The sequence below is a fragment of the Mycobacterium sp. NGS27 genome, from assembly GCF_059813005.1.
The window spans coordinates 403252-426965 of record NZ_JCALDT010000001.1; the positions used below are offsets into that span (position 1 = coordinate 403252).

At 61.4% G+C, this 23714-nt stretch carries 16 protein-coding genes and 2 riboswitches; of the genes, 8 read left to right on the top strand and 8 right to left on the bottom strand.

Annotation, left to right across the window (positions count from 1 at the left end):
• Positions 1-258 precede the first annotated feature (258 nt).
• Together AC5Y30_RS01655 and AC5Y30_RS01660 are read left to right on the top strand one after the other, a co-directional pair.
• The gene (locus AC5Y30_RS01655) at positions 259-468 is read left to right on the top strand and encodes a helix-turn-helix transcriptional regulator (protein WP_499915723.1); all 210 of its coding nucleotides are present in this window, start codon (positions 259-261) and stop codon (positions 466-468) included.
• Positions 465-1694, top strand: coding sequence for a type II toxin-antitoxin system HipA family toxin (locus tag AC5Y30_RS01660; protein WP_499915725.1), 1230 nt, complete (start codon positions 465-467; stop codon positions 1692-1694). Before AC5Y30_RS01655 ends, AC5Y30_RS01660 begins: the two co-directional genes overlap by 4 nt.
• Before the next feature lie 13 nt (positions 1695-1707).
• Here the strand turns inward: AC5Y30_RS01660 and AC5Y30_RS01665 are convergent, their stop codons facing one another.
• Positions 1708-2235 carry an IS1096 element passenger TnpR family protein gene (locus tag AC5Y30_RS01665; RefSeq protein ID WP_499915727.1) on the bottom strand — a complete coding sequence of 176 codons (528 nt, stop codon included), beginning with the start codon at positions 2233-2235 and terminating at the stop codon, positions 1708-1710.
• Positions 2236-2277: 42 nt separating this feature from the next.
• Positions 2278-2757: a DUF1707 domain-containing protein gene (locus AC5Y30_RS01670; RefSeq protein ID WP_499915729.1), complete on the bottom strand. Its 480-nt coding sequence runs from the start codon at positions 2755-2757 to the stop codon at positions 2278-2280.
• A gap of 63 nt (positions 2758-2820) precedes the next feature.
• Here AC5Y30_RS01670 and AC5Y30_RS01675 point away from each other — a divergent pair, with 63 nt between their 5' ends.
• Complete coding sequence (locus AC5Y30_RS01675; RefSeq protein WP_499915731.1) at positions 2821-3429, top strand: TetR/AcrR family transcriptional regulator; 609 nt, start codon at positions 2821-2823, stop codon at positions 3427-3429.
• 4 nt (positions 3430-3433) lie between these two features.
• Here the strand turns inward: AC5Y30_RS01675 and AC5Y30_RS01680 are convergent, their stop codons facing one another.
• Positions 3434-4702 carry a cytochrome P450 gene (locus AC5Y30_RS01680; RefSeq protein WP_499915733.1) on the bottom strand — a complete coding sequence of 423 codons (1269 nt, stop codon included), beginning with the start codon at positions 4700-4702 and terminating at the stop codon, positions 3434-3436.
• Between the two features lie 151 nt (positions 4703-4853).
• Between AC5Y30_RS01680 and AC5Y30_RS01685 the strand changes: the two genes are divergently transcribed.
• Positions 4854-5306, top strand: coding sequence for a VOC family protein (locus tag AC5Y30_RS01685; RefSeq protein WP_499915735.1), 453 nt, complete (start codon positions 4854-4856; stop codon positions 5304-5306).
• A 202-nt stretch (positions 5307-5508) separates the two neighbouring features.
• Here AC5Y30_RS01685 and AC5Y30_RS01690 read toward each other — a convergent pair whose 3' ends face one another.
• Both AC5Y30_RS01690 and AC5Y30_RS01695 read right to left on the bottom strand, forming a co-directional pair.
• On the bottom strand, positions 5509-6135 hold the full coding sequence (locus AC5Y30_RS01690; RefSeq protein WP_499915736.1) for a hypothetical protein: 627 nt from the start codon (positions 6133-6135) through the stop codon (positions 5509-5511).
• Between the two features lie 30 nt (positions 6136-6165).
• Positions 6166-6277, bottom strand: a riboswitch (SAM riboswitch).
• Positions 6278-6445: 168 nt separating this feature from the next.
• Positions 6446-7381, bottom strand: coding sequence for a Helicase associated domain protein (locus AC5Y30_RS01695; RefSeq protein WP_499915738.1), 936 nt, complete (start codon positions 7379-7381; stop codon positions 6446-6448).
• 176 nt (positions 7382-7557) lie between these two features.
• Positions 7558-7669, top strand: a riboswitch (SAM riboswitch).
• Positions 7670-7699: 30 nt separating this feature from the next.
• On the opposite strand from AC5Y30_RS01695, the gene AC5Y30_RS01700 reads away from it, so the two are divergent.
• From AC5Y30_RS01700 to AC5Y30_RS01715, 4 genes are all read left to right on the top strand, one after another.
• Positions 7700-8389 (top strand): ankyrin repeat domain-containing protein, encoded by a 690-nt coding sequence (locus AC5Y30_RS01700; protein ID WP_499915740.1) that lies wholly within the window; start codon positions 7700-7702, stop codon positions 8387-8389.
• A gap of 142 nt (positions 8390-8531) precedes the next feature.
• A complete protein-coding gene (locus AC5Y30_RS01705) occupies positions 8532-9995 on the top strand; it encodes an ADP-ribosylglycohydrolase family protein (protein WP_499915742.1) in 1464 nt (487 codons plus the stop codon).
• Positions 9996-10223: 228 nt separating this feature from the next.
• On the top strand, positions 10224-13592 hold the full coding sequence (locus tag AC5Y30_RS01710; RefSeq protein ID WP_499915743.1) for a TM0106 family RecB-like putative nuclease: 3369 nt from the start codon (positions 10224-10226) through the stop codon (positions 13590-13592).
• A 425-nt stretch (positions 13593-14017) separates the two neighbouring features.
• Complete coding sequence (locus tag AC5Y30_RS01715) at positions 14018-15628, top strand: tetratricopeptide repeat protein (RefSeq protein ID WP_499915745.1); 1611 nt, start codon at positions 14018-14020, stop codon at positions 15626-15628.
• Between the two features lie 101 nt (positions 15629-15729).
• Here the strand turns inward: AC5Y30_RS01715 and brxL are convergent, their stop codons facing one another.
• The 3 genes from brxL to AC5Y30_RS01730 are packed head-to-tail and all read right to left on the bottom strand — an operon-like array spanning position 15730 to position 23710.
• Positions 15730-18186, bottom strand: coding sequence for a BREX system Lon protease-like protein BrxL (gene brxL / locus AC5Y30_RS01720; RefSeq protein ID WP_499915747.1), 2457 nt, complete (start codon positions 18184-18186; stop codon positions 15730-15732).
• The gene (gene pglZ / locus AC5Y30_RS01725) at positions 18183-20501 is read right to left on the bottom strand and encodes a BREX-1 system phosphatase PglZ type B (protein ID WP_499915749.1); all 2319 of its coding nucleotides are present in this window, start codon (positions 20499-20501) and stop codon (positions 18183-18185) included. The genes brxL and pglZ overlap by 4 nt, the downstream gene beginning before the upstream one ends.
• Complete coding sequence (locus AC5Y30_RS01730; protein WP_499915750.1) at positions 20498-23710, bottom strand: Eco57I restriction-modification methylase domain-containing protein; 3213 nt, start codon at positions 23708-23710, stop codon at positions 20498-20500. Before AC5Y30_RS01730 ends, pglZ begins: the two co-directional genes overlap by 4 nt.
• Between the last annotated feature and the right edge of the window lie 4 nt (positions 23711-23714).

Below are 23714 nucleotides of genomic sequence, written 5' to 3' on the forward strand. Positions count from 1 at the left end.
ATATTCGGGTCGGCCGGGCACTGCAACATGACACGACTCACGAACGTGCTAGCGGACCCGATAGCGCTTTTGAAAATTGCCCCTCGGTTTGCCCCTCCGAGCGCCGCGAGTCGGCCGCCAAGTTTAAGCTTGCAGGATAAAGCATAGAAGGGTTGACAGCCCCTGCGGCAGCGGCGCATGCTGTTTATGCATGTAATTCCAAGCACAAGGAGTGAGGTGGCAACTCCGAGGCGGACCAGCCCCCGACTGGACCGCTCTATGCCTGATATAACACGCATAGGGCGGGCCTTCGCTGAGCGACGCGTTGCCTTGCGCCTCACCCAACAGACTTTGGCCGACTTGGCCGGCGTCTCGCGCTCCAGTGTTCAGTCGCTCGAACGGGGAAGCGGTGCGGTCAAGTTCGGGTCCGTCGTCCAGATCGCCGAGATCCTCGGCATGTCCATCGACGTGAGCGTAGCGGCTGAATGACCAGATCCCGCCGCCTCGATCTACGGGACGTCACCGAGGCTGACGTGTACATCGGCGAAGACCTCGCTGGTCGTCTGACTCGCGAACGCTCGGACACGATCAGCTTCGATTACAACGCCGACCAACATCCGGCCCAATCAAGTGTTCGGGAACGATCGGTGTCGTGGTCGCTACTTCGGTCCGGCAAATATCCCGTCCTCAGCACGGGAGGGGCCGTTCCGCCGTTCTTCGCAGGGCTTCTCCCCGAGGGAGTACGGCTCGGCGTGGTGACGTCGTCGACGAAAACCTCGGCCGACGACCACCTCACGCTGTTGCTGGCGATCGGCGCAGACACCATCGGCAACGTGCGGGTCGTGCCGGCGGGTGCCGCACCGGCTCGGCCACTGCCGATGTTTGAGCCCGACCGCGACAACGACTTTCGTGCCGTGTTTGCACGGCTGACCGGTTCGGTCGATGCAGACCCCGTGGGTCTGGCCGGTGTACAGCCGAAGGTCAGCGCCGCGATGCTGTCGACGCCGGCCCAGACCCGTTCCGGGCCGGCGATACTCAAGCTCAATCCCGTCCAGTATCCGCTGATCGTCGAGAACGAGCACTTTTTCATGACGATGGCCGCCGCGTGCGGGCTTCGGGTCGCCGCGACATCGCTGCTGCATGATGCCGAGGGGAGTAGTGCCCTGCTGGTGACCCGATTCGACCGGGCAGGGACAACGCGTATAGCGCAAGAGGATGCATGCCAGGTTGCCGGAATTTATCCCGCGTCGAAATACCGCATCAAAACCGAGACCGCCATTACAGCGCTGGCCGATACGTGCGGACGCGGCGGCGGCTCCCGGCCGGCCGCGATCCTTGAATTGCTGAAAATCGTTGTTTTTTCCTGGCTTATCGGCAACGGCGACCTGCATGGTAAGAACTTGTCGATCTACAACCCGGACGGGGTTTGGCAACCCACGCCCGCGTACGACCTGCTGTGCACGCAACCCTATATGCGGTGGCGGGATCCCATGGCGCTTAACCTATTTGGCCGGGCGAATCGTCTTGCCCGCGCCGACTTCGTGGCGGCAGGCGAACACCTCGGTCTACGGCCACGCGCGATCACGAGGATGATCGACGCGATTGTCGATGCCGCACAGGATTGGCCGGACAAATGCAGTGCAATCGGTTTCGATGAGCGGCAGACGAAGTTGCTCGCGCAGATGCTGCGCAAGAGAATTGATAGCTTGCAATAGCCAGCGGACCGCGTCAGATCTGCGGGCCCCAGCCCGGCTGCAATGGCGGCAGGTCGCCTAATTCAGGATCCGGTGGCTCGTCTTCCTCGCCGTCATCGTCGATCCACCGGCGACCGTACTGGTCGGGAATATCGCCCCACCCGAAGTAGGCGAGCGGGGACTTCGGCAGAATCCCCAATTCGTCTTCCGGATCAATCAATTCCGGCCCCACGGTGCACAGATGTGTCCAACCGTCGCCGAAATCGAACTCGTAGACGAACTGCTCACCCAACGACAGTGTCGACAATTTTGTCGCCCCGGCATCGACGAGGCCCTGGTCGAAGTCGTCGAACTCGGGCTGGCCGATCACCCGGCCGTCGCTTTGCTCGAATTTGCAGAGATGCGAGCGGTCCCAGCGGGCGAAGGCGACGTCGATCGCCTCAGCGAGTTGACTGAACCGATGGGTGCGATTGGCGGCGAAGATTCGGCCGGGCCGCGGCCAGTAAACCTCGCCGCGACCGCTGACTAGGTCGACCCTGATCGACAACCATGTTCGCGCCACGACTAGCCATACTGCAGCCGGACTACGTTGGTGCGCAAGGGGTCACCACGGTTGCAAGCGTTCTCGGTGGTTTGTGGCCGGAAGCATTGGTAGCCAGTGCCATTGCTTGGCGCCCGGTATCGAGAAAGTATGGCTGACGAGTCCGATTCCCGCCCCGAGGATGGGCCAGATCGGCCAGAAGTAGGTCGCGTCGGTCGTCAGCGCGACCGCTGCCCAGACGGTGAGCACGATGGCGCACATGGCGAGGTACGCGTACAGATGTGCGCGCACTCCGCGGCGTGCCGCGGCGATGCGAGCGGCACGCCGGCGGGGATCGTGACGCCGGATGCGATCGACCGGCAGGCCCGCGGTGAGTTCGCGCAGTTCTTCGGTCGTGTGCGTCTGGAACACCGATTGCAGCCGCTGGTCATACTCGTCCACCTGCAGGTAGCCCTGCGCAAGCGCCTGACCGAGTAGGTCAGCCGTCTTCTCCCGATCGCCGGTGCCGGCGAGCGTGGATGTTGTTTCAGGCAGATTCGACATTTCGTCTCCTGGGTCGCCAATGTGAATAGCATTAACATAGATCAGAATGTTAATGTCGTCAACATGTCAGCGAAGCCGTTGGCCCTCAGCCGGCGTCAGACCTATCACCATGGCGACCTGAAACGCGCGCTGACCAGCGCCGCGCTATCGCTGGTGGCCGAAAAGGGCCCGAGAGGGTTCACCCTCACGGAGGCTGCGCGGCGTGCGGGGGTCAGTGCCGCAGCTCCGTACCGGCATTTCGCGGACAAGGCCGAGCTGCTGGCCGCCGTCGCCGAACAGGGATTTCAGGAATTGCACGCGGTCTTGAGTGCCGCTGCCGAGCGCGTGTCGGATCCGAGGAAGAGGGTCGTCGAGCTCGGCCGGGCTTATGTGCAATGGGCCATTGCCCATCCCGACCACTATCAGGTGATGTTCGGCGCGGAGTCGCTGAAGGCCGAGCAGCAGGGGATGGCTGTCGCCGGTGAGCAGGCGTTCGGCGACCTGCTGGACGCGATCGTCAAGTGCCAGGAGGCGGGGATCGTCGCGGGTCGGGACCCGCGAGAGGTGGCCGGGCCGCTTTGGTCGCTGGTGCACGGCATCGCGTCGCTCGCCATCGGTGGCCAATTGAGCGCTGTCGGGATTGTCTCAGCGCCCGCAGACATCATCGCAGGCGTTGTGGCTCAAGCGCTTTGAGCGATCACCACGGCCGTTCTGTTGCCCGGCTGGTTCCCGGCGTGAAGGTGACCGGAAGGTTGCCCAGGCCGGTCATGCTCGGGTTGCCCAGGTATTGATGGACGTTCTCGACGTCGACCTGGTAGTCCGGGATGCGGTCGAGGACGGCCTTGACCAGCACGGCGGACATCAGCCGGGCAAGGTGCGAGCCGATGCAGCGGTGCGGGCCGAGCCCGAACGCGACGTGGCGGTTGGGTGCGCGATCGAGAATGACCTCGTCGGGCCGGTCGAATTCGTTTTCGTCGTGGTTGGCGGACAGCCAGCTGATGACGACTTTGTCGTTCTTGCGGAGGCGTTGGCCGGCGAGGACGACGTCGTGAGTGACTGTGCGGCTGAGGGTTTGGTTGACCGAGAAGTAGCGCAGGAATTCGTCGGTGGCGGTGCGGTAGAGCTCCGGGTGGTCGATGAGCTGCTGTCTGATGTCCGGATGGGTGCCCAAGTGTCTGAGCGTGAGCGCGGTTTGGGAGGTGGTGGTGTCGACGCCGCCGCCAATGAGGTTCCACAGGATGTTGAGCAGCTGCTCGTCGGTGAGGCGGTGGCCGTCGAACTCGAACTGAATGAGGAAGCTAGTCAAGTCTTCTCGGGCGTCGGCTCGTCGGTTGGCCGCGAACTCGAGGACCTCTTCCATCATGGCGGGCACCTTGGCGATCGCGCTGGCGTACTCGTCGCTGTCCTGCGGCACTGCCATGACGGAGTGAAAGAGGTTGGCGTACAGGTGCCAGTTGTCGTAGGGCAGGCCCATCAACTTCATGGTCAGGATGGCCGGGACCGGGCTGGCGTAGTCGAGCACCAGGTCCATGTGGCCTTTTGTTATGTGTTGATCGAGGAACCAGTGGGCGGATTGCTCCATGAACGGCTTAAGCTTCTCGACGGCGCCGGGGGAGAAGAACGGCGCCAGCGCGTGGCGTAGCGCTTGGTGGTAGGGGCCGTCGACCTCGCCGATGCCCAGGGCCGGCTGGCCGTCGGGACGCGGGACGCCCATCTCGCCTTGATAGTCGACGCCGTCGTCGGCGTTGGGCTCGTACTTGTGGGCGAAAGTGTTGCCGTTGCGGGCGGTTTGGCTGACGGCGTCGTAGCTGCTGAGGAACCAGAACCCGCCGTAGTTCTCGTTCCACGCCACGGGACATCGCTGCCGCAGGTCGGCGTTGACGGCCAGTTCGTTGAGGTTGAACGCATCGGAGTGATGGTCGAAGTCAACGATCGCGTCGGCGCTGACGTTCGGACGTGTGGCCATCGAAAAGCCCTCCCACGGAAGGTAATCTGCTCATCCGGCGGTGCGCTTATTATCTTTGCATTATTACGCGTTTAGGCTCCCCGGTGGAAGCGGTTTGCAGGTCGGTCGACGCCGCCGCCTGGGGCGCCCGGTTTGGTGCGGAAAGGGTGTCATGACGAACCATCGGACGGTTTTCAATCACGTTGGGTTATGCGTCCGCGACCGCGAGCGGTCGCGCCGCTTCTACGAGGGCTTGCTGGGGTTCCAGTTCTGGTGGGAGCTCGACCCGCCCGACGGCCCGACCTCCCAGCTCGTCGGGCTGCCCGAGCCGCTCGGCGTGCACGCGACGTACCTGGTGCGCGACGGCTTGGTGCTCGAACTGATGGACTACTCGAAGCGTCAGGTTCATGCCGGCTCGGAGCGGGTGATGGATCAGGTCGGGCTGACGCACATCTCGTTCTCGGTGTCCGATTTGCCTGGCGTGTTGGCTCGGGTGGCCGAGTTCGGGGGAGCGGTGGTCGATGGGACCGTGGGTGAAGCGATGGCGATGATCCGGGATCCGGATGGGCAGTTGCTCGAGTTGCTTTCGGAGGGGTGGTTGGCGGCATTGCCGGCGAGGCCGTAGCAGCCTTTAGAGTCGAGCCTTCGCCGGCCATCATGCTGGACCCGAGCGGCCATACGTGTCGCCGCGCCCAGCGGTTCGCATCACTTATTTGCTGTGCCACCTTCACTTTCACACCGAGCGGTGCGCGACGGAGATCGAGGACCTTCTCGTGGCCGAGCAATTGTATGACGGTGATCCTGCTGACCGCCGACGTGACGCGGGCTTACTCGTCGGCGTCCTCGGATGAGCCGCCACCGACCAAGTAGCCCGACTTCGGCGTCGCACTGAAGGGATCGATCCAATTTCGTAGACGCGCCAATTCAGCGGCACAGGCTATCGCGGCGATCGAACCGCTCCTGGTCTTGGCGAACACGCCGCTACCGATCGCTTGGGCCGCCGCTTCGATGGGGTCACCCTCGACATCGATATCCGCCGACATCCGCGCGTCTAGGGCGACTTTTCTGGCGGAGTCGCTGTTATCACCGCTCATGAACCCGCCACGTGCGAGCACTGCAACCGCACTTGCGGGACCACTGCCACTGAGGCGCAGGTCGCTCGGCTCGTTCAGGTCCGAAGAACCACGCAGTGCGTTGACCGTTTGAGAGGCGGCGTGATTGAGGTGCTCGCGCGAGACTTGGACGGCGGCGTCGTGCTCGTTGCTCCACGCCAGTGCTCCCGTACTTAACCAAAGCCGACCGGCAGCATCGCACCGGAACTCCACGAGCGGAGGCATTACGGCAGACCTGCGTGACATGGTGAAGACGTCTCGAGGATGCACCATGCCTGCAAGGTAGGCCGCAACAAAGGTTTGGAACGATCGCCACTGGTCGTCTGAAGTGAACTCAGTCATGACACGCCTTCCCGTTGGCCCCCGACCACGGGAGCGCTCTTGCCGGCACCGCTCGGTGCTGGCCGCTTCGTCATCCGAGCCACCCACGAGCGTGGGGTTGGCGTGCCGTCAAGTCGGAGCTTGGCGACGGCATCTCGTGAAGCAGGTTCAGGTTACATCGGCTCACCGACAGGAGCGAGTGCCTTGAGCGTCGAGATGAGCGAGTTGTCATTGGGCGGCGGCACCCTGGTGGGTCCGAGTGGTGTTTACCCCCGGCGGGGGCATGTGCACTGCGGTTTGCGCGTTATGGGGAAAGCTGTCCCTTCTGCGCCTATATCCTGGTTCTCGCGACAGACGACGACCGGCTGGCTCGCGTGTTCCACGCCCAGCCCGGTAATTCCGCGAGTCGTGCCGTCAGATCGGGATCGAGCAAGCCCCGCTTGAAGCGAGTGCGTTGGTCGACGACCCATGCCCCCAGCCGGCCCCCGTCGGGGGTGGTGTAGGAACGCGGCACTTGGGCATGACCGTGCTGGCGGACATAGTCCAGCAGCTGACTGAAATGTTCATCCCACCGTCCGGCGCGGATACGGGGCTCATCGAGCTGGCGTCCACGACTCGTCTGGCCCCTAGTCACAGCCCCCTGGCGGCCTTCGGAGACATGCTCTTTGAACCATCTGTCGTACGCGGGTTGGATCTCGTCGCGTTTGACCAGAATTCCTTCGCTAACGGCCCGCAGCAGTTGACGTTTCAGCTTCTCATCGGCCCGGTTCGTCGCAATAGCGACGTTCATCGTGGGCTGGTCCCCGAGGGCGAAGTGTTCATCCGACATTCGCTGATGAAACCGCTCGATTAGTTGACTGAAGCGGTCCTCAAGGTGGCTGCCGCCGAGGCAGCTGGGGTTTCGTCGTACGAGGTCGACGACCGGATCCACCGACCGCAGCAACGTGACCAGCGCGGCGCGGCTGTCGTTCATCGACCGCTCGACGGCGCTCATGTAGGAGTCGAGATCTGCTTCAGGGGCAAGATCGTTAAGTCCGAAGTCCAGCACTTTCGCGATGGCGAGGGCTTCGCTGAGCCGGGGCTCTCGTTGTCCAGCCTCGATTCTCGTAATCGCCGACGTGTCGAGCGAGACACCGGCTTCCTTCAGGCGGTCAGACAGCTGCTGCTGGGTCAGCCCTGTGGCCAACCGGGCTGCCTTAGCCCGCTCAGCGAAAGCGCTACTGACTTGGTCGTCGGACGAGGGCGACCGCCGATCTCGTTGCTGCATAGCTGCAGCCTACACTGCATAGTTGCAGGATGAAGCGGCGGCATGTTACTGTTGCATCGCAGCGCATACTGCGACAGTGCAGCAAACCCGACCGGAAGAATGCGGGAGCGATTGCAGGTACGAGCGCCGGAACTGTGCGACGTCAGTTGTCGGTGCGTCGCCCTACACTCACATTGCTTCATGAGATGCCGTCGCCAAGCTCCGACTAGACGGCGCGCCAACCCCACGCTCGTGGGTGGCTCGGATGACGAAGCGGCCGACACCAATCGGTGCCGGCAAGAGCGCCTCCCGCGGGGAGGCTCGAAACAAGGAGGTCTCATGACGACTTACAGCGAGATCATTCGTGGTGCCCGGCCGTGGCAGGGCGTGCTGGACACCTCAGTCATGGCCGATGACTTTGTCAGCACCGGTCACCGGCTCGCCGATGCGGCAAAAGCCGGCAACTGGCATGAGGTGATGCATGTGCTGGACCGCGAGTGGAACTGGCTCGTCATTAACCAGTGGCGACCGGGCGGTACGGCATGGTTCACCGCCTTGCATCAAGCCGCCTGGCACGGTGCGTCCCCAGAAGTCGTCACTGAGTTGCTGGACCGGGGGTCGTTGCGGTCGCTGCGGGATTCAAGGGGGCGCACCCCGTTCGATGTCGCCATCGAACGCAACCCGGTCCCCGTACTTCTGGAACTGCTGCGCCCGCCGCGCTCACCGTTGACAAGCGAGCAGATTCGGGCGCTGGACACGCGACTCGCCGAGTTGATCGATGGGCGCATCCGCGGGCGTGTTTTTGACGGCGACCTGCGCGCTGCGTTGCGCTACCCGCCCGTCGAGGTGCTCCACGAGCTGCCCGGTCAGCGGGTGTGTGTGCCGCTGCCAGGCAAGTACGTGTTCCACGTCGAACTGCAACGCGGAGGGCTGGAGGTGAAGAGCTGGTGCGGTTTCGTCGAAGGCTCCGGCCAAGCACATCTGGTCACCCCCGAAGGTTCGGTCTTGGTCGATCAAGGATTTGTCTAGTCGGCGGATCTGCTTGAGCCATGACGGACTCAGAAGCCGACCATCCGCCTGGTCGGGGGAATCTTCGCCGCTACATCGCTGCACCCACTTCATTCTTACGCGCAGCTGAACCTGCGCCCCTGCGCAACGAAGGAGACATGCTATGACTTTTACTGCTGCACAACGTGATCGGGCGTGCGGTGCGCTGCTCGCCTCCGCCGCCGGCGATGCTCTGGGCACCGGCTACGAATTTGGACCGCCGCTCGCTTCCGACGTCTCGGTCGACATGATCGGTGGCGGACTCGGACCGTTCAAGCCCGGCGAATGGACCGACGACACCTCGATGGCCATCGCGATCGCCGAGATCGCGGCTACCGGGGCGGACCTGCGTGACGAGAAGACGCAAGACTACATCGTGGAGCGCTGGGGTTGGTGGGCGAGAACCGCCCAAGATGTTGGCAACCAGACTCGTTCGGTTCTGTCTGCCGCAGCCCGGCGTGGAATCTCGGCTCGCAGTGCCCGTGAAGAGTCGGCTGCGCTGCACGAGCGCACCGGCCACACCGCCGGGAATGGCTCGCTGATGCGCACTGCCCCGGTCGCGCTCGCCTACCTAGACGATGAGGCGGCACTGGTGGAAGCCGCGCGTGCGGTCAGTGAACTGACGCACTATGACCCCGACGCCGGTGATGCCTGTGTGCTGTGGTGCGCCGCGATCCGCCATGCCATCTGGACCGGCGAGCTCGACGCGCGGATCGGGCTGGGCCGCATCGATGCCGGGCGCCGTGAGCTGTGGGCGTCGCGCTTCGACGAGGCCGAGGCGTCGCAGCCATCGGCTTTCTCCACTAAGAACGGCTGGGTAGTCGCCGCACTGCAGGCCGCGTGGTCGGCGATCGTGAATACACCTGTGCCGGAGGAGGATCCGGCTTCGGAGGTCTTCCGGGCCGATCACCTGCGACTGGCGTTAGAGGCAGCGGTGCGCGGCGGCCACGACACTGACACCGTCGCGGCCATTGCGGGCGCCCTACTCGGCGCTGCCTACGGCGCCTCCGCGGTGCCCTCGCGGTGGCGGTCGATGTTGCAGGGCTGGCCTGGCCTCACGACGCGGGGACTGATCAAACTGGCCGACAAGATCATCGACAAAGGCCGGGCCGACACCTTCGACTACACCTACAGTGGTTTTCCCGAAGCCCGCAAGCCTGTCCAGCACCCCTACGACGACCAGGTATGGATCGGCGGTGTCGCGGCTCTGCACGAGTTGCCGAAAGGAGTGGACGCGGTCGTGTCGCTATGTCGGGTCAAGGATGAGTACTTGCCGGCCGGCGTCACACAGCTCGATGTCCGACTCATCGACCAAGAGGGCGAGAACGACCATGTCGATTTCGTGCTGCTCGACACCGTGCGGGCCATAGAACAATTGCGAGCCAAGGGCCGCACTGTGTTCGCGCATTGCGTCCAGGCATACAGCCGCACGCCCACCGTCGGTGCGCTGTACGGCGCCCGCAAGAAGGGCGTCGGCATCGACCAGGCGTTGCGCGACGTGTTAGCTGTGCTGCCAGGCTCCAGCCCGAATGCTGAATTTCGCGAAGCGCTGAGGCGGCTCGACCCGCCGCGCAGCAGTACGTCGTGACGTCTGGGCTCTGTTGCACGGCGCGGTCGGTTGAATGGACGGCCGGCACCTATATGGATCATCGCCAAATGCCGCCAAGACATAGCGCAAAGACGCTAGCGTGGCCCACGGCAACGAGGCGTCCCGATGTGCTTGGGCGGACTGTTTTTGTCCATGAGCTGCGTGGCCCACTTGGCGAGAAAGCCACGTGTTGTCAGGCCAATGGGCGACCGACAAGGAGGCGGATTCTTGACCCAGCAACGGCTCATCACGCCCTCGAAGATCACCGCATGGCTTGACTGCCCGCACTACCTGACGTTGCGCAACAAGGTCGACGACGGGGAACTCGCTGAGCCAGAGCAGGCGTTCGGTTCCTTCACTCGGCTGTTGGTGCGCAAAGGGGAAGTACACGAACAGGCGTGCCTCGCCGAGTATAGGACTCAACGAAAGTCGGTATTCGATGTTCCACCTCGGAGGGGGGCCGAGAAGGAAACCTTTGCCGACTGGGTAGCGCGCGTTGGGAACCCGCTCGCTGATGGCTGGGACGTCGTCTACCAGATGCCATTCATACACGATGGGATTCGGGGTATCGCCGACTTCATCGAACGAGTGGTCGATAACGAAACGGGGGACGTCACGTACGAGCCGGTGGACGCGAAGCTGACACGGGTCGACGCCAAGCCGGGCCACGTCCTACAGCTGTGCTTCTATGCCGATGCCATCGGTGAGCTCACCGGTGTGGATCCGCAACGGGTGCACATCCTGCTGGGATCGGGCCGCCGGGAGACATTGCGAGTCAACGAGTTCCGTCCCTACTGGCGACGGCTTCGCAAACAGCTCTCTGCGGCGGTTGACGCCGGCCCGAATGGATCGACCGTGCCTGAGCCCTGCCCGCACTGCGCCTTCTGCGAATTCTTCGCGGCGTGTGAAGCGCAATGGCGCGAGGAAGACTCGCTGATCTACATCCCCGGCATCCGTGGCGCTGAACGAGAAGTGTTGGGCGATGGTGGCGTGACTACGCTGGCACAACTCGGCGCACTGCACGGCGAGTTTGTGGGCATCCGGGCGGAAAGATTGAAGTGGCTGGTGACTCAGGCGGAATTGCAGGTAGCAGCGCGCTTAAGCGGTGATGTGCGGCCGCACTTCTCGGTGATCGAGTCCGGTGATGATCCGCAACGAGGACGTGGGTTCGAATTACTGCCCGAGCCCGACGTGGGCGATATCTTCCTGGACTTTGAGGGCCATCCGTTTTGGCGGGCCGATAGGGGATTGTTCTTCCTGTTCGGACTCATCGAACGCGACGGAAACGGCGAATGGCAATACAAGTCGTGGTGGGCGCATAACCCCGAGCAGGAAGCGCAGGCGGTGACCAGTCTGATCAGTTACCTCGCGGCGCGACGGAAGCAGTATCCGGCGATGCACGTCTACCACTACAACCACACAGAGCGTTCTGCGCTGGAAGCATTGGCCGCAGCCCATGGTGTCGCGGAGGCGGAAGTTGGCCGCCTCGTGCAGACCGGCTTGTTCGTCGATCTGCTCAGCGTGGCGCGTAATTCCATACAGGTAGGCACCGAGTCGTACAGCCTCAAGTGTGTCGAGCGACTGACCGACTTCGAGCGCAGTCATGAGATCGACAAGGGTGCCGGCGCCGTGGTGCAGTATGAGAAGTTCATGGCCGACGGTGAAGGCGCCGAGCTGAACGCCATCGCTGCCTACAACGAAGACGACGTGCGCGCCACCATGGCCTTCCGTGACTGGCTGGTTGAGCACCGACCGTCCGAGCTGCCGTGGCGGCAAGCCCAATTCGAGATTAGCCAGGTGCTCCTGGACATCGACGCACAGATTGCCGCATTCCACTCTTTCGACGATGGAACACCCGAACACCTTCTCGGTGACCTACTCGGCTACTGGACCCGCGAATGGTCGGCCTACATTGCACCGAAATTGGCTCAGTGCCAACAGGACAGCTCGGAGCTGTTCGATGACCGAGACGCGATCACTGCCCTCGAGCCCATCGGACTGCATCCACGGTTCGGCAAGAAGGGCCAAGAGCTAGACGTGCCGGCGATGCGTTTCACCTTCCCGCCGCAATCGCTTGACGGTTTCCCGCACGGCGACGAGATGGTCCTGTACCTTCTGCCCGATGGCCAGTGGACCGCGGCAAAAATCGACCGGCTGGATCGTGAGGGGTTCGAGTTGGACTTGATGTGGAACCAGCAGCACCAAGAGGTAGGTCATCTACCTTCAACAGTTGTGGTGCATACGTGGGTGCGAACCGACGACAAACGAAAAGCCTTGTCGAACTTTGCCTCACAGCTACTTGAGGGCAAGCCAGCCAACCGAGTAACCGACGCGCTGCTAAGGCGGAAAGTGCCTCAGTTCCGCGACGGCGGCGGTCCGCCCGCAGGGACCTTCGCCGACGATCTCCATGAAATGGTCAAGTGGGCAACGGAGTTGGACGACAGTTATGTTGCCGTCCAGGGACCGCCGGGTACCGGGAAAACGTACAGTGCCGCCCACATGGTCCACGCGTTGGTGGCTGCTGGCCAACGGGTCGGGGTTACGGCGTTCAGTCATCGGGCCATCGAGAACCTGCTTCGCAAGATCGTGGAAGTCTTCGAGCGGAAGGGTGACCGCGGAATCCTTCGCGCTGTGCGCAAACCCCCGGTTGGTTCGACGCAAAAGCTGGACGGCATCAAGAATGCCGCTGACAACTCGGGCTGCGCCCGCAGCGACTACAACCTCGTGGGCGGTACCACCTGGTTATTTTCGAGCGACAAGATGGTGGATGCGCCGGTCGACGTATTGCTGATCGACGAAGCCGGCCAACTTGCCCTCGCCGATGCGTTGGCGGCGTCGACCTCGGCCCGCAATCTGATCTTGCTTGGTGATCCGCTGCAATTGCCGCATGTGATGCAAGCGCTACACCCGGGTGGGGGCGGTCGCAGCGTGCTCGAACACGTGCTCGGCGAGGATGTGACGTTGCCCAACGATCGCGGAGTTTTCCTCACCGAGACCCGCCGCATGCACCCAGACATATGCCGATTCATTTCCGCCGAGATCTACGAGGGACGACTGGGCTATCACAAGAACTGCGAAAGGCAGAGTACCGTCGCTGGCACGGGACTGCGGTGGTTGCGCGCCGATCACCAAGGCAACACCACTTCTTCGACCGAAGAGGCGCAGATGATTGCCGAGGAAATAAGCCGACTAATCGGTACGCCCTGGGTCAACTTTGACGGTGACGAAACGCCTCTGACTGTCAGTGATTTCATGGTCGTCGCGCCCTATAACGATCAGGTCCGGACAATCAGGCAACGCCTCGACAGTGATCCGCGCACTGCCAATGTGCCGGTCGGAACTGTCGACAAGTTCCAGGGCGGCGAGGCCGCTGTCGTCTTCTTCAGCATGGCTACGTCGACGGGCGCCGACATGGTCCGCGGCGCGGACTTCCTGTTCTCGCGCAATAGGCTTAACGTGGCGATCAGCCGGGCGCGGTGCCTGGCGTACCTGGTGTGCACAGATGAGTTGCTGAACACCCGCGCGCGGTCGGTGGATGAGATGCGGTTGGTCTCTACCCTCAACGCCTTCGTTGAATGGGTACGGCACCCGGGGTGATTCAGTCCGCCAGCGACCTACGGCACTGTATTGCGGGCCCTTGCGGGCTATGACGTTTTGATTTTGTTTCGCCGCTGGCCAGTCGTGGTCGGCTAGGGCGGTGCCGGTTACCATCGACGATACAAATCCAAGGTAAGGATACGCACCCACTTTAACTGTGGCCAATGAATCTTCAGGGTCAGCCCTGGTCCACGGGCGTGTGAGTGCACCTGACGTCGCAGCCTACTCGGCACCGTGCTCGCCGAGAAACACGACGGATGGGCCGAACCCCGCCGCTAGCTCGGCCTCGCTGTTCTCAGCATATGCTGCGCCGACCCCTCGATCTCGAAGATCACGCGAACGACCGTCGTCCACCAGGCCTCTAAATTTGACCCTCCAACCTAAAACCGGCTCGTAGAGCCCGCTCACATGACAGGGTTTCCATCATGGTTGATGAAAACATCAGGGATTGGAGTCCAGTGGATATGCAGGCGGCCCGTAGCGGGTACGAGAAAGCCGCCGCCGCCGGCGACACCGATGCAATGACTCAACTCGGTGCCATACTCACGCAGTGCAACCCGCCGGATCTGTCCACTGCACGGATCTGGTGGGAGAAAGCTGCGACAGCCGGCGACGCTGAAGCCATGGCCCAGCTAGGTGCCCTCCTCACACAGTTGGACCCACCCGATCTGCCTGGGGCACGTGCATGGTTGGAGAAAGCCTCCACCGCTGGACGCACCGACGCCATGAATGGCCTCGGCACCCTGCTTGCCACCTGGTGGAGCCCGCCGGATCTGCCGGCCGCCCGTACGTGGTGGGAGAAAGCCGCCATGGCTGGCGATACCGACGCCATGACAAAACTCGGTATTCTGCTTGCCTCGCAGTGGAATCCGCCGGATCTGTCCGCCGCCCGCAAGTGGTACGAGAAAGCTGCGGCCGCCGGCGACACCGACGCAATGCTCAACCTTGGTGTCCTGCTTGTGAAAAGGTGGGATCCCCCGGACTTCCGGACTGCGAGCATCTGGTACGAGAAAGCCGCTGCCACCGGACGCACTGACGCCATGACCAACCTGGGGATCCTGCTCGCCGACCGGCGAGACCCGCCCGATCTGCCAGCGGCTCGCGGCTGGTATGAGAAAGCCGCCGCGTCCGGTGATGTCGGCGCCATGTACCGCCTCGGTGTCCTGCTCGCCACCCGGTGGGATCCGCCGGATTTCCCAGCGGCTCGCGGCTGGTGGGAAAAGGCCGCGGCAGCCGGCGACGTCGGCTCGATGGCCAGCCTCGGTGCATTGCTGACACACTGGAATCCCCCCGACCTGTCGGCTGCACACCAGTGGTTGCGAAAAGCAGCAGGCGAGGGTCATGCGGAGGCAATGGCGAACTTAGGCGCGCTACTTGCGGAGTCAGACCCTCCTCGTCTCGCGGCAGCGCATGATTGGTGGCAGATGGCTGCCGCAGGTGGAGGCGCTGCGATGCTCTGCGAAATCGGGGCCGCGTTGGAAAGTCGAGATCCTAGAGCAGCACGTCTCTGCTTGGAGATCGCCGCCGGTGCCGGGCACACGGGCGCAATGGCCGAACTGGGCGTGCTGCTCGCGACATCAGATCCACCTGAACTGGCTGAGGCACGCGGATGGCTTGAAAGAGCCGCGACTTCCGGTGACATCAGTGCCATGAACAACCTCGGTAACGTGCTCGCAAGAATGAATCCACCTGACGTCGTGGCTGCGCGCAGGCTATGGGAGACGGCGGCAGCCGCTGGTAACGCCGACGCTATGGCCAATCTCAGCGACCTCTTTGCGCAGTCAAACCCGCCTGACACCGCCACAGCACGAGCATGGATGGAGAAGGCCGCGGCCGCAGGGCAACCGAGTGCTATGACTGGCATGGCGGAAGCCCTGCTCCGTTCAGATCCACAGGATATTCCCAAAGCATGGGCCTGGCTCCAGAGAGCCGCAGCAGCGGGCGAACCTAGAGCGATAAGCTTGCTCGACGGGCTCGCCAAAACTCACGACTCATCAGGGGCCCATGCAGCCGACCCTGACCTTAGCGGGGGCTAGCCCGCAAAGTCTGGTCGTCAGAAGAAATTTGTAAAGTGGCCGCCACGCTCAAGTTCGAGGGACTGCCGCACTGGTGCCCAAGTCGAATCGCCACGCAATCGTTACAGCACTGCTCTGACAGCTTCGAGCGCCGACTTCATCTCGGCTGCTGTTTGGAAGCGTTGCTTTCGCTCCGCCCCGCATGCCCGCAGTAGGAACTTGGCAATCGCCTCTGGAAGATCCTTTCGGTACTGCCTCGGATCCGTGGGCTCGACTCCGCCCATCGGTCGCGCACCTGGGTAAGGATGTTGGCCATCACAGAGCAACTCGTAGAGAGTTACTCCTACAGCGAATAGGTCCGTAGTTACGTCCCATCGCGTGAGGTCCGCATCGGGAGGCTGGTATGGCGGAGTTCCTGACACAGTGTAGACGGGGTCGCCGACCCGCGAGGCAATATTGAAGTCAAGCAGTTTCGCACCCGAACGCGTCAGTATGATGTTTTGCGGTTTGATGTCTCGGTGTACCAAAGCGTTCTCGCTAAGGGCCATCAGTTCGTCGTATTCGTCTGATGTCAAATCACTTTCACGCTTCTTGCGATCAAGTTCATCGAGGCGCGCACTGTCTGGGTGGATTGCGATAAGCGCATTTAGTACATCAAGCGCGACGTCGATCGCTTCACGATCACGCATCTGCTTCTTGCCAGTTGCGTAGTCTGCGAGCAGCTCGCCGTCGATGTACTCCATCACGAGATACCACTCGCCCTGTTCAGTGCTGTCGGCCCAGATAACTTTCACAACATTGGGGTGTTGCACCTTTCGTAGAGCGCTGATCTCTCTGCGGACAGCGTCATACCCGGCCGCCGTCTCGAATAGTTTGAGCGCTCGCTCCTCGCCCTCGACGGTGTCCAGGACCCGATAGACTGTCGAAAAGCCGCCACTCCCAAGCAACTCCTCTACCTCGAAGCGTCCGCCTATGTGGTCACCAACGTCGTAGTCGCGAGCGGCAACGCGCGCAGAAACCTCTTTCTCATCAGGTGCCGGAAGCGCCTCGCGTTCCGACGGTTCGGCCGGCGCGGATGCCGCTTCGCTTTCCAGACGCTGTCGATGTTTGACCGACTCGTCGCAGTAGACCACCGTCTCGGGTCCGCCGCCGACCCGGTAACTCAGGTCAAGCTTTCCGAACTCGGCAGCACCGATGAAGGCTTGCTGCTCCTTAACCCGTCGGCGCATCTCAAGTGCGAGCTCCGCAGCCCACCCCAACGCGTCGTCGGGCACCTCGGTATCGGGGTCCGGCCACAGCAGCTTGAGTAGTCCGTTGACCGTGTTGTTTACAGCCTTTCGGTCTCGTCCACTCAATTGGTCTCCCCAATCGAGACGACCTTGCGTCGCCTCGAGGCGTGACGTTCGACGGAGTTGACTCCAACATTCAGCCAAAAAGTCGCTGACAAAACCGAAATGATTTGTGAAGTAAGAAGGATCGAGCTTCGGTACGTCCCAACCTGGTAGATACGCATGAATCCGGTCGTGGAACGCGGTGTCGTTACGCATCTCTTTGGGCATGGGGCCGAAGAGATGACCGCGCCGAAGCTCTTCAAGGACATCCACATCGAAGTTGCCCACCATGACGACACCGCCGTCAGCACGGATGCTCTCTTTGCCACGGCTGAACTCCCCGGACTCCATGTAGCCCTTGAGGATGTTTACTCCCTCCTTCGTATCGAATGACACTCCAGAGACCTCGTCGAAGCAGATGACGTCGTATTGCGCAACGAGCCCACGCCGTCCAGTCGCGTTGTTAACGAACATGTTGGCAATCGTTGCCTTACCACCAGACACTAGGTGCGCATACGGCGAGATCTGTTGGTAAAGGTGTGATTTTCCCGTTCCACGGGGTCCCAACTCCACCGCGTTGTAGTTGGGCACCACGAACGGGACCATGCGAGCGATAAGGACATCCCGTTCTCGGGTTGAAAACCGACTGGGCTCGAAACCGACACTGCGCAATAACAAGTCGCACCACTGGTCGATCGTGAAGTGCTTCCGCCCGTCGATGAATGTGCGGAGGGCGTCTCGGGTGGACATCTGAATAGGACGCACCGATTCGACTCGGAATGGCTGACCGCCGGACTCCCTACCAAGTGCCGGAATGTACTCCAGCGACACCTCAGCGTAGAACCCACCAGTGAGCATGCGGTCGTGCTCGTTCACTAGCGCGTCGGCGATGTGAATATCGTTGAGCTGCAGGCTCGGCAGCTCTGCCTTGTAAGCGTCGGACTTAGCGTCCAAACGGGCCCGGAGTAGGTCGATGATCTTAACGTGACCCATTTCGCGCGCTCGCGACTTGAAAAGCTCTTCCTCGCCCGCCCGAACTGTACGCTCCTTCATCGATCGCTCGACGATCGCCAAACCTTCAGCAATCTCGTCGGAATCAGTTGTCGCGCAGTACCTGCCGAGTAAGAACTCGCCGACATAGGTCGGGACTGGATACTGTCCCCGGAATTGCTGCGCGAGATCTTTACGCACGAGGTAACCCTCGAACACCTCGGCAGCTAGCTGGTCGAGCTCGTCCAAAGCCGTCATCGATTTGTTCCTACTATCACTTCGCGCTGAGCGAGGACTTGACCGTCTGCCCCGGCAAGCACAATGAACGCCCGCTCTCCTTCATGCTTATCGTCGGGCACCACTAGGGACACCTTGCCCGGGCCTTGAGTTTCCTTGACGGTTTCGGCGATGCTTGTGTTGGCAGCCCCAGGCAAAGCGCGAATGTCGGCAATCACGCCATGGGCGAAGCCGTCAACCTCGATCCGACACAGCAAGCCGAGCCATCTGAAGGTTGTGATCTCAGGTCCGTGCGCGGTAGTCGTCACGGCGCTGCCCGACATTACTGAGATTCTGGGGACGAAACACTCTTGTGGACTGACGCCACCATGCTCATACTCCTTGCCCGCTTCGAAGCACGACACACCTGGAGCCAGCGCAATGCGAACGTCGGAATCCCAGTACCAAGGAACGATGGGCGAGTCGGCAACCGCGCCCTCCTTAAGCCGCGCACACCGGCCTTTTTTCACCTCGGTCACTGCCTTGGGTAACTCCACCTTTTCCATGCCGCCTGGCAGGAGTATCCAGCCGTGATCGGTCACGACCTCCACTCGCTGCCAACCTACGTCGAGTAGCTCTCGAATCCGGTTGGCTATTCGTTGTACGTCCTCATCGATGTAGTCGACGAGCCGGCCTCCAACGTCATGTCCCCGATGATCGAGCTCACCTGCTTCGGTCCAAGCAACCCCCGCAGGCTGCCCCTTATCAACGGGACCGAGAACCTGGACACCGGCCGCTTGCATGTGCGCTCGAAGCACTTGAATCGTTGCCTTTGTTCCGGTCGATGCGTCCGCGGCGAAGAGATCGGGACCTGGCCCCAGCGCACTGTTGGCCCACGGCACAAGGGCTGGCTTCGCCGTCTGCGTTACCGTTGGCAACGCAGCGAGATTCGTCCGAAACTCGACGTCCAATCCGAAGTTTGTCAGGCGGTCTTGCACGCGCCTAGCGATGTCGAGGCGTAGGCCATCTACAAAGACGGTCACAACACCTGGCTCCGGAGCCTTCGTCTCCTCTGGCACATATGTTCCGGCATTGGCGAGCGGGCCGATTACCTGCTGAAGAGCTTTGGCGCCTTGGTCAAGCCATGGCAGGTATATCGTACGGACTGCGTTGCCGGTCGCAGTTCGGTCCTCATCGGTCGTAGTCGCCGCTAGGGTCCGAAGCGCTGCCTCATCCGCACGCCATCCGTGATTTTCATAGTCATCCCGCAGGCCATTGAGGTCCTTCGCGGCTTCGCCATTGGAAGTGATATCGCCAAGCGCCACAAGGTGTTCGAGCGCGAAAGCTAACGGCGCCTCATCAAGGGCCGCCCAGACCGTTGTTCGGCGCCATGCGTGCTCTGCTTCCAACTCGGTCACCCGGCTGCGAGCCTCGTAGGCTGTCAGATTCGTGAAGCTACTGAGCGCCCTCCGCAGCTCGGCTTCCTCGGATTCGTTGTCTTGCGGCCAAGCGTCACGATTATCTACGAACAACTCGTCGGGCCGAGCGTTACGCAATTGGCCAGGTATCCCTGGATATCGCTCGGGTGTCTCTGCGAAGCGTTTCCACACCTTCGACCAAGCACCGCCGCGCGCGGCCAGCTTCCTTGCGGCGACGATTTCGCCATCAGACGTTGGATCAAATCCTAGGTCTGTCTTGCTCTGTTGCACGAACGCCGCGAACCGGGCTTCGTCGAAGCGATTGCGAAATACGGTCGAGTCATCGAGCCAGTCAAGAATGCTTCGCACAGGATCTGGATTGACAAGTTCGTTGAAAAAATCGGCGTCAAGCATGTGACTCTTGATCCTGTCCATTGGCTCGTCGATCAGGAGCTGCAAAGCAAGACGCAACGCCGATAAGGTTCCGGCGTCCTCAGCGATTGCCAGGCCGAGTCCACGCGTTTCGTGCGTAAGCAGAGCCCGAGGAGTCCAGTCGCGTGAGTTTGGATGCGAGAACCATTGGCTTCGGTACTGAAGCTCGGCGATTGGCGCTAGTGGTGGTGGACATGAGTCAACCGCCCTAAGCGAATTGCGCCCAACACCAGGCAGATACAGGACCGGCACGCCTTCCGGAAGCGAGAGCGGGCAGGTGCCGGCAACGACGCAGCGAAGCCAATAAGCTGGGCCTCGCCGATGCTCGACATCAAACTCACCAAGCGAGATGAGGGGGATTCTCTCACCGAGTCTGTCCACGACTGCTTCCCAGGACCTTGCCTCATCCGGCCACAGCACAGCCACGGGCGCTACCTGCGCGTTTTGGTTGTAATCAGCGGCGCCTTGTATGTAGGTAACCAGCGCATCAAGGACAGTCTGGCTCATGTGCTGCCCTGGGACTGTTGTGCTCGTTGCTTGTCGGCGAGGGTGAGGTGGATATCGTTGAGCCGTTCGGTGCCGTCGGGGTTCGTGCCGCGGTCTTTGCGCCAGTGGATGTTTGGCTGGGATCGCAACACTCCGGCTTCGACGAACGGACGGATGTTCATACGCACTCCGTCGTTAAGATCGGGATTCCAACCGATTGGCTGCTGGTATGCCCTCTTCCATCTGACGTAGATGTCGTAAGGTGACTCGCCCTCCAGAATCAGCTCTAGTCGCCGTTGCAGGTCCATCGCTGCGGCCAGACGACCTTCAGCCTCGGGGGCTTCGTCGCGAATATCGGCCCTTTGCCGCTCGATCCAGTCGGTACCGAGATAGGTGTAGATCAACTTCTCAAGTGCTTTGCGGTTCAACCTGTGATAGTTCACAAGCGCCGAAAATCCATCGCGTTGTCCATCCCAGATGTGCCAGATAAAAGGACGGTTCTCGAACAACGCACAGTGCTGTTTGAAGAAGTCATCCCGCAACCAATCAGCAACACTCTTCTTCTTACTACCGGCTTGCTCTAGCAGCTCCCCGACCATCGACGGCGACCAACGATCTCCGTACGCAGCAGCCAGCAACCTTTGCAGACGATCTGCCGCCGGCGGCTCCCCAGCAACCGACGACAAACACACAACCCCATCCGAATCGCTGAACCGATCTAAGTCATCAACCTCAGCCTGTTGCGGCCACCGATATCCGACCAACCGCGCAACCGCCGCCTGCAACGAGGCTTTCGAAACCTCAGGCCGACCCTCAAACAACCACTGAGTCGGATCATCAGACCACGCCTCCGGCAACCCATCCGGAAAACGCTCTTCAGCGACCTGACGCCAATGATTAGCATCGAAAGGAACCTTGGCAAGGGTCTTATTCGTAACGATAAGCTTCTTGTTTATTCGGCGAACTGCCGACGAATAGTCAGGCGAGGCGCAGTAGGCGAAAATTGCAGGCAGCAGCGAAGGATCCGCGGGCAATATTACCGCCGCCGAGTCCAGGAACAGTTCGCCGGTATAGATCGCGCAAGGCAAGTCACCTGCGCGCGACATCACAACTCCATGCCTGCCCCACGCCGCTTTCCCTCGGATCCAAGCGGATTCTCGACCTTCACCCAGCTGCTCAGATACGAACGACATTAGTTCACCGCGACCATCCTGCCAGTAAATGATCTGGCTTCGACCGTCGTAAGGCACCTGGCTGCTCGGAGTGCCTTGAAGATACTCCCAACCATGGCTTACGGAGGGCAATTCCCAAAAATACCGCACGAATTGCGGATTGTCGCCGGTCTGTATGCCGACAAGGCCATCGGCCATAGTGCTAAGCAGAGCACCACCCGCTTCTGGCTCGAATGTTAGAACGGAATCAGGATTGTTACGCTGTTCTTGCTGCGTTACAGTAGGAATCGGCGCCGACTTAAGCCCTCGAATTTTCGCCTCGAAATCTTCGTTGCGGACCTCGAGAGCGAAGGCTGCGGTCGCTGCTGTTGGTTTGACTCCATGCATTATAGTTAGAACTGGTTGGACAACTTCGCCCGAAATCATGCGAAACGCGCCGGCGCCAAGCCCGACCAGAGCAGCGATCGATACGTTGTCAAGCAGATCCTCTCGAAAACGTCGGTAGCTCGACAAAAAAGTCCAATTTTGAGGAGTGACGACAGCCGACGTTCCCCCCTTTTGAATCCAGCGATTGATCTTCTCGAGAAAGACAGTTGCGATATCGGCTCTTGACTTTGGAAAGTATGTCTCGCAGTGCGACTTAAGCTGCTGGCCCTGAAATTGACTATGCAGATACGGAACATTTGTAATGAGCAGCGTGTAGCTGCGAGAGAGGTAATCGGCGGCTTTAGCGATACTGGCGGCATTTGCGCCAAGGACGGCGGTAGCGGGATCCGCAGTCTCGGCTTGAGCGGCCTTCTCTAGTAGTGGTGCGATGTCGTCCCAGTTGACATCGGTAAACGAGCGCTGCAGCCCGCTGGAGTCGCTGATCTCCGTGGCACGTTTGGGATCGATGAGACTGCCGAGGCTGTCCGCATCGCGGAACAAAATATGCAACCGGACAAGAGCGTTCTGCAGACCCTCGTCACCGTGGGCAAGCTTGGTCCACTCCTCAACCGGTGCCTTCACCGGAATCCCCGAGCACGCGATATTCGGAACCGGTAGTGGACGCCACCCGCCGCCGGCTTTCCATGCCTGTAGCGCCACGGCGAACATCGCGATCTGAACACACCGTGGATCCAATTCGAGACCAAATAGGTTGTCGCGCAGCACCGCATCCTGAGACTGGACCGGCCCTAATCCCTCTTCCTCGACGCGCATCTGCCACAACATCGGAAACGCCTCGATCAAGAAATGGCCAGACCCGCAACATGGATCCATCACCGTCACCTCGGCCACCCGCGCGGGCCACCCCTCAAAAGAACCCGCCGCCGGAAAACCAGCATCGTCGAAACGCAAGTAGTCAAAGGTCTGTACCAGCGGGCTCTCCGGATGGCGAGCCGCCCACCAAGCACCCAGCGAATTCTCTAGCAGGAACCGAACCATGTAGTTCTCGGTGAACAACTGAGTGACCGGTCCTAGATCAGCACCGCCGATCTTGCGCTCCGAAGCGTTTACCTCACCCTTTTTTTCCTTCTGCCAGAACTGATACACCCAGCCCAACGCATCATCAGCAACAAATATCTCCGCAGGCAGACCAGCCAGGATCTGCTCCAATGCATGGCGTCCCTCCGGGGCTAGTCGAAGCCGCACACCCGGATCATCGAGACGAAAAATACCGGGCAAGATTTCCGAGGCGAACCGAGCCGCCACCGACCAACCATCCGGCTCGCCGAGCTCGACCGCCAACTCCTCGCACTCCATCAACGACACCGGCGCCCTGAACTGCGGATGCAGCAACAACCCATTCTCAGCCAAGAACCGCGCAAACAACAGTCGATGCCACTGCTCGTACGCACACTCGGCGATTAGCAGATCACGATCACCACCAAGCTGACGCCACTTGGCCCGCAAGCCATTACGCAACACCGCTCGCTCAGCATCGAGATATTCCGGACGCCGATCCGCAAACACCCCCAAACCCTCGACTGCAGCCCGTGTAGCACCCTCAGCAGTCCGACGCGCCGCCAATACCCCAGATTCCAACTGCCTACGCAGCCCCGACGACAACACACCCATCAGA

Excerpts from the sequence above, each read along its gene's own strand:
- AC5Y30_RS01655 (WP_499915723.1), top strand. The coding sequence starts at position 259 with ATGCCTGATATAACACGCATAGGGCGGGCCTTCGCTGAGCGACGCGTT.
- AC5Y30_RS01660 (WP_499915725.1), top strand. The coding sequence starts at position 465 with ATGACCAGATCCCGCCGCCTCGATCTACGGGACGTCACCGAGGCTGAC.
- AC5Y30_RS01670 (WP_499915729.1), bottom strand. The coding sequence starts at position 2,757 with ATGTCGAATCTGCCTGAAACAACATCCACGCTCGCCGGCACCGGCGAT.
- AC5Y30_RS01675 (WP_499915731.1), top strand. The coding sequence starts at position 2,821 with ATGTCAGCGAAGCCGTTGGCCCTCAGCCGGCGTCAGACCTATCACCAT.
- AC5Y30_RS01680 (WP_499915733.1), bottom strand. The coding sequence starts at position 4,702 with ATGGCCACACGTCCGAACGTCAGCGCCGACGCGATCGTTGACTTCGAC.
- AC5Y30_RS01685 (WP_499915735.1), top strand. The coding sequence starts at position 4,854 with ATGACGAACCATCGGACGGTTTTCAATCACGTTGGGTTATGCGTCCGC.
- AC5Y30_RS01690 (WP_499915736.1), bottom strand. The coding sequence starts at position 6,135 with ATGACTGAGTTCACTTCAGACGACCAGTGGCGATCGTTCCAAACCTTT.
- AC5Y30_RS01695 (WP_499915738.1), bottom strand. The coding sequence starts at position 7,381 with ATGCAGCAACGAGATCGGCGGTCGCCCTCGTCCGACGACCAAGTCAGT.
- AC5Y30_RS01700 (WP_499915740.1), top strand. The coding sequence starts at position 7,700 with ATGACGACTTACAGCGAGATCATTCGTGGTGCCCGGCCGTGGCAGGGC.
- AC5Y30_RS01705 (WP_499915742.1), top strand. The coding sequence starts at position 8,532 with ATGACTTTTACTGCTGCACAACGTGATCGGGCGTGCGGTGCGCTGCTC.
- AC5Y30_RS01715 (WP_499915745.1), top strand. The coding sequence starts at position 14,018 with ATGGTTGATGAAAACATCAGGGATTGGAGTCCAGTGGATATGCAGGCG.
- brxL (WP_499915747.1), bottom strand. The coding sequence starts at position 18,186 with ATGACGGCTTTGGACGAGCTCGACCAGCTAGCTGCCGAGGTGTTCGAG.
- pglZ (WP_499915749.1), bottom strand. The coding sequence starts at position 20,501 with ATGAGCCAGACTGTCCTTGATGCGCTGGTTACCTACATACAAGGCGCC.
- AC5Y30_RS01730 (WP_499915750.1), bottom strand. The coding sequence starts at position 23,710 with ATGGGTGTGTTGTCGTCGGGGCTGCGTAGGCAGTTGGAATCTGGGGTA.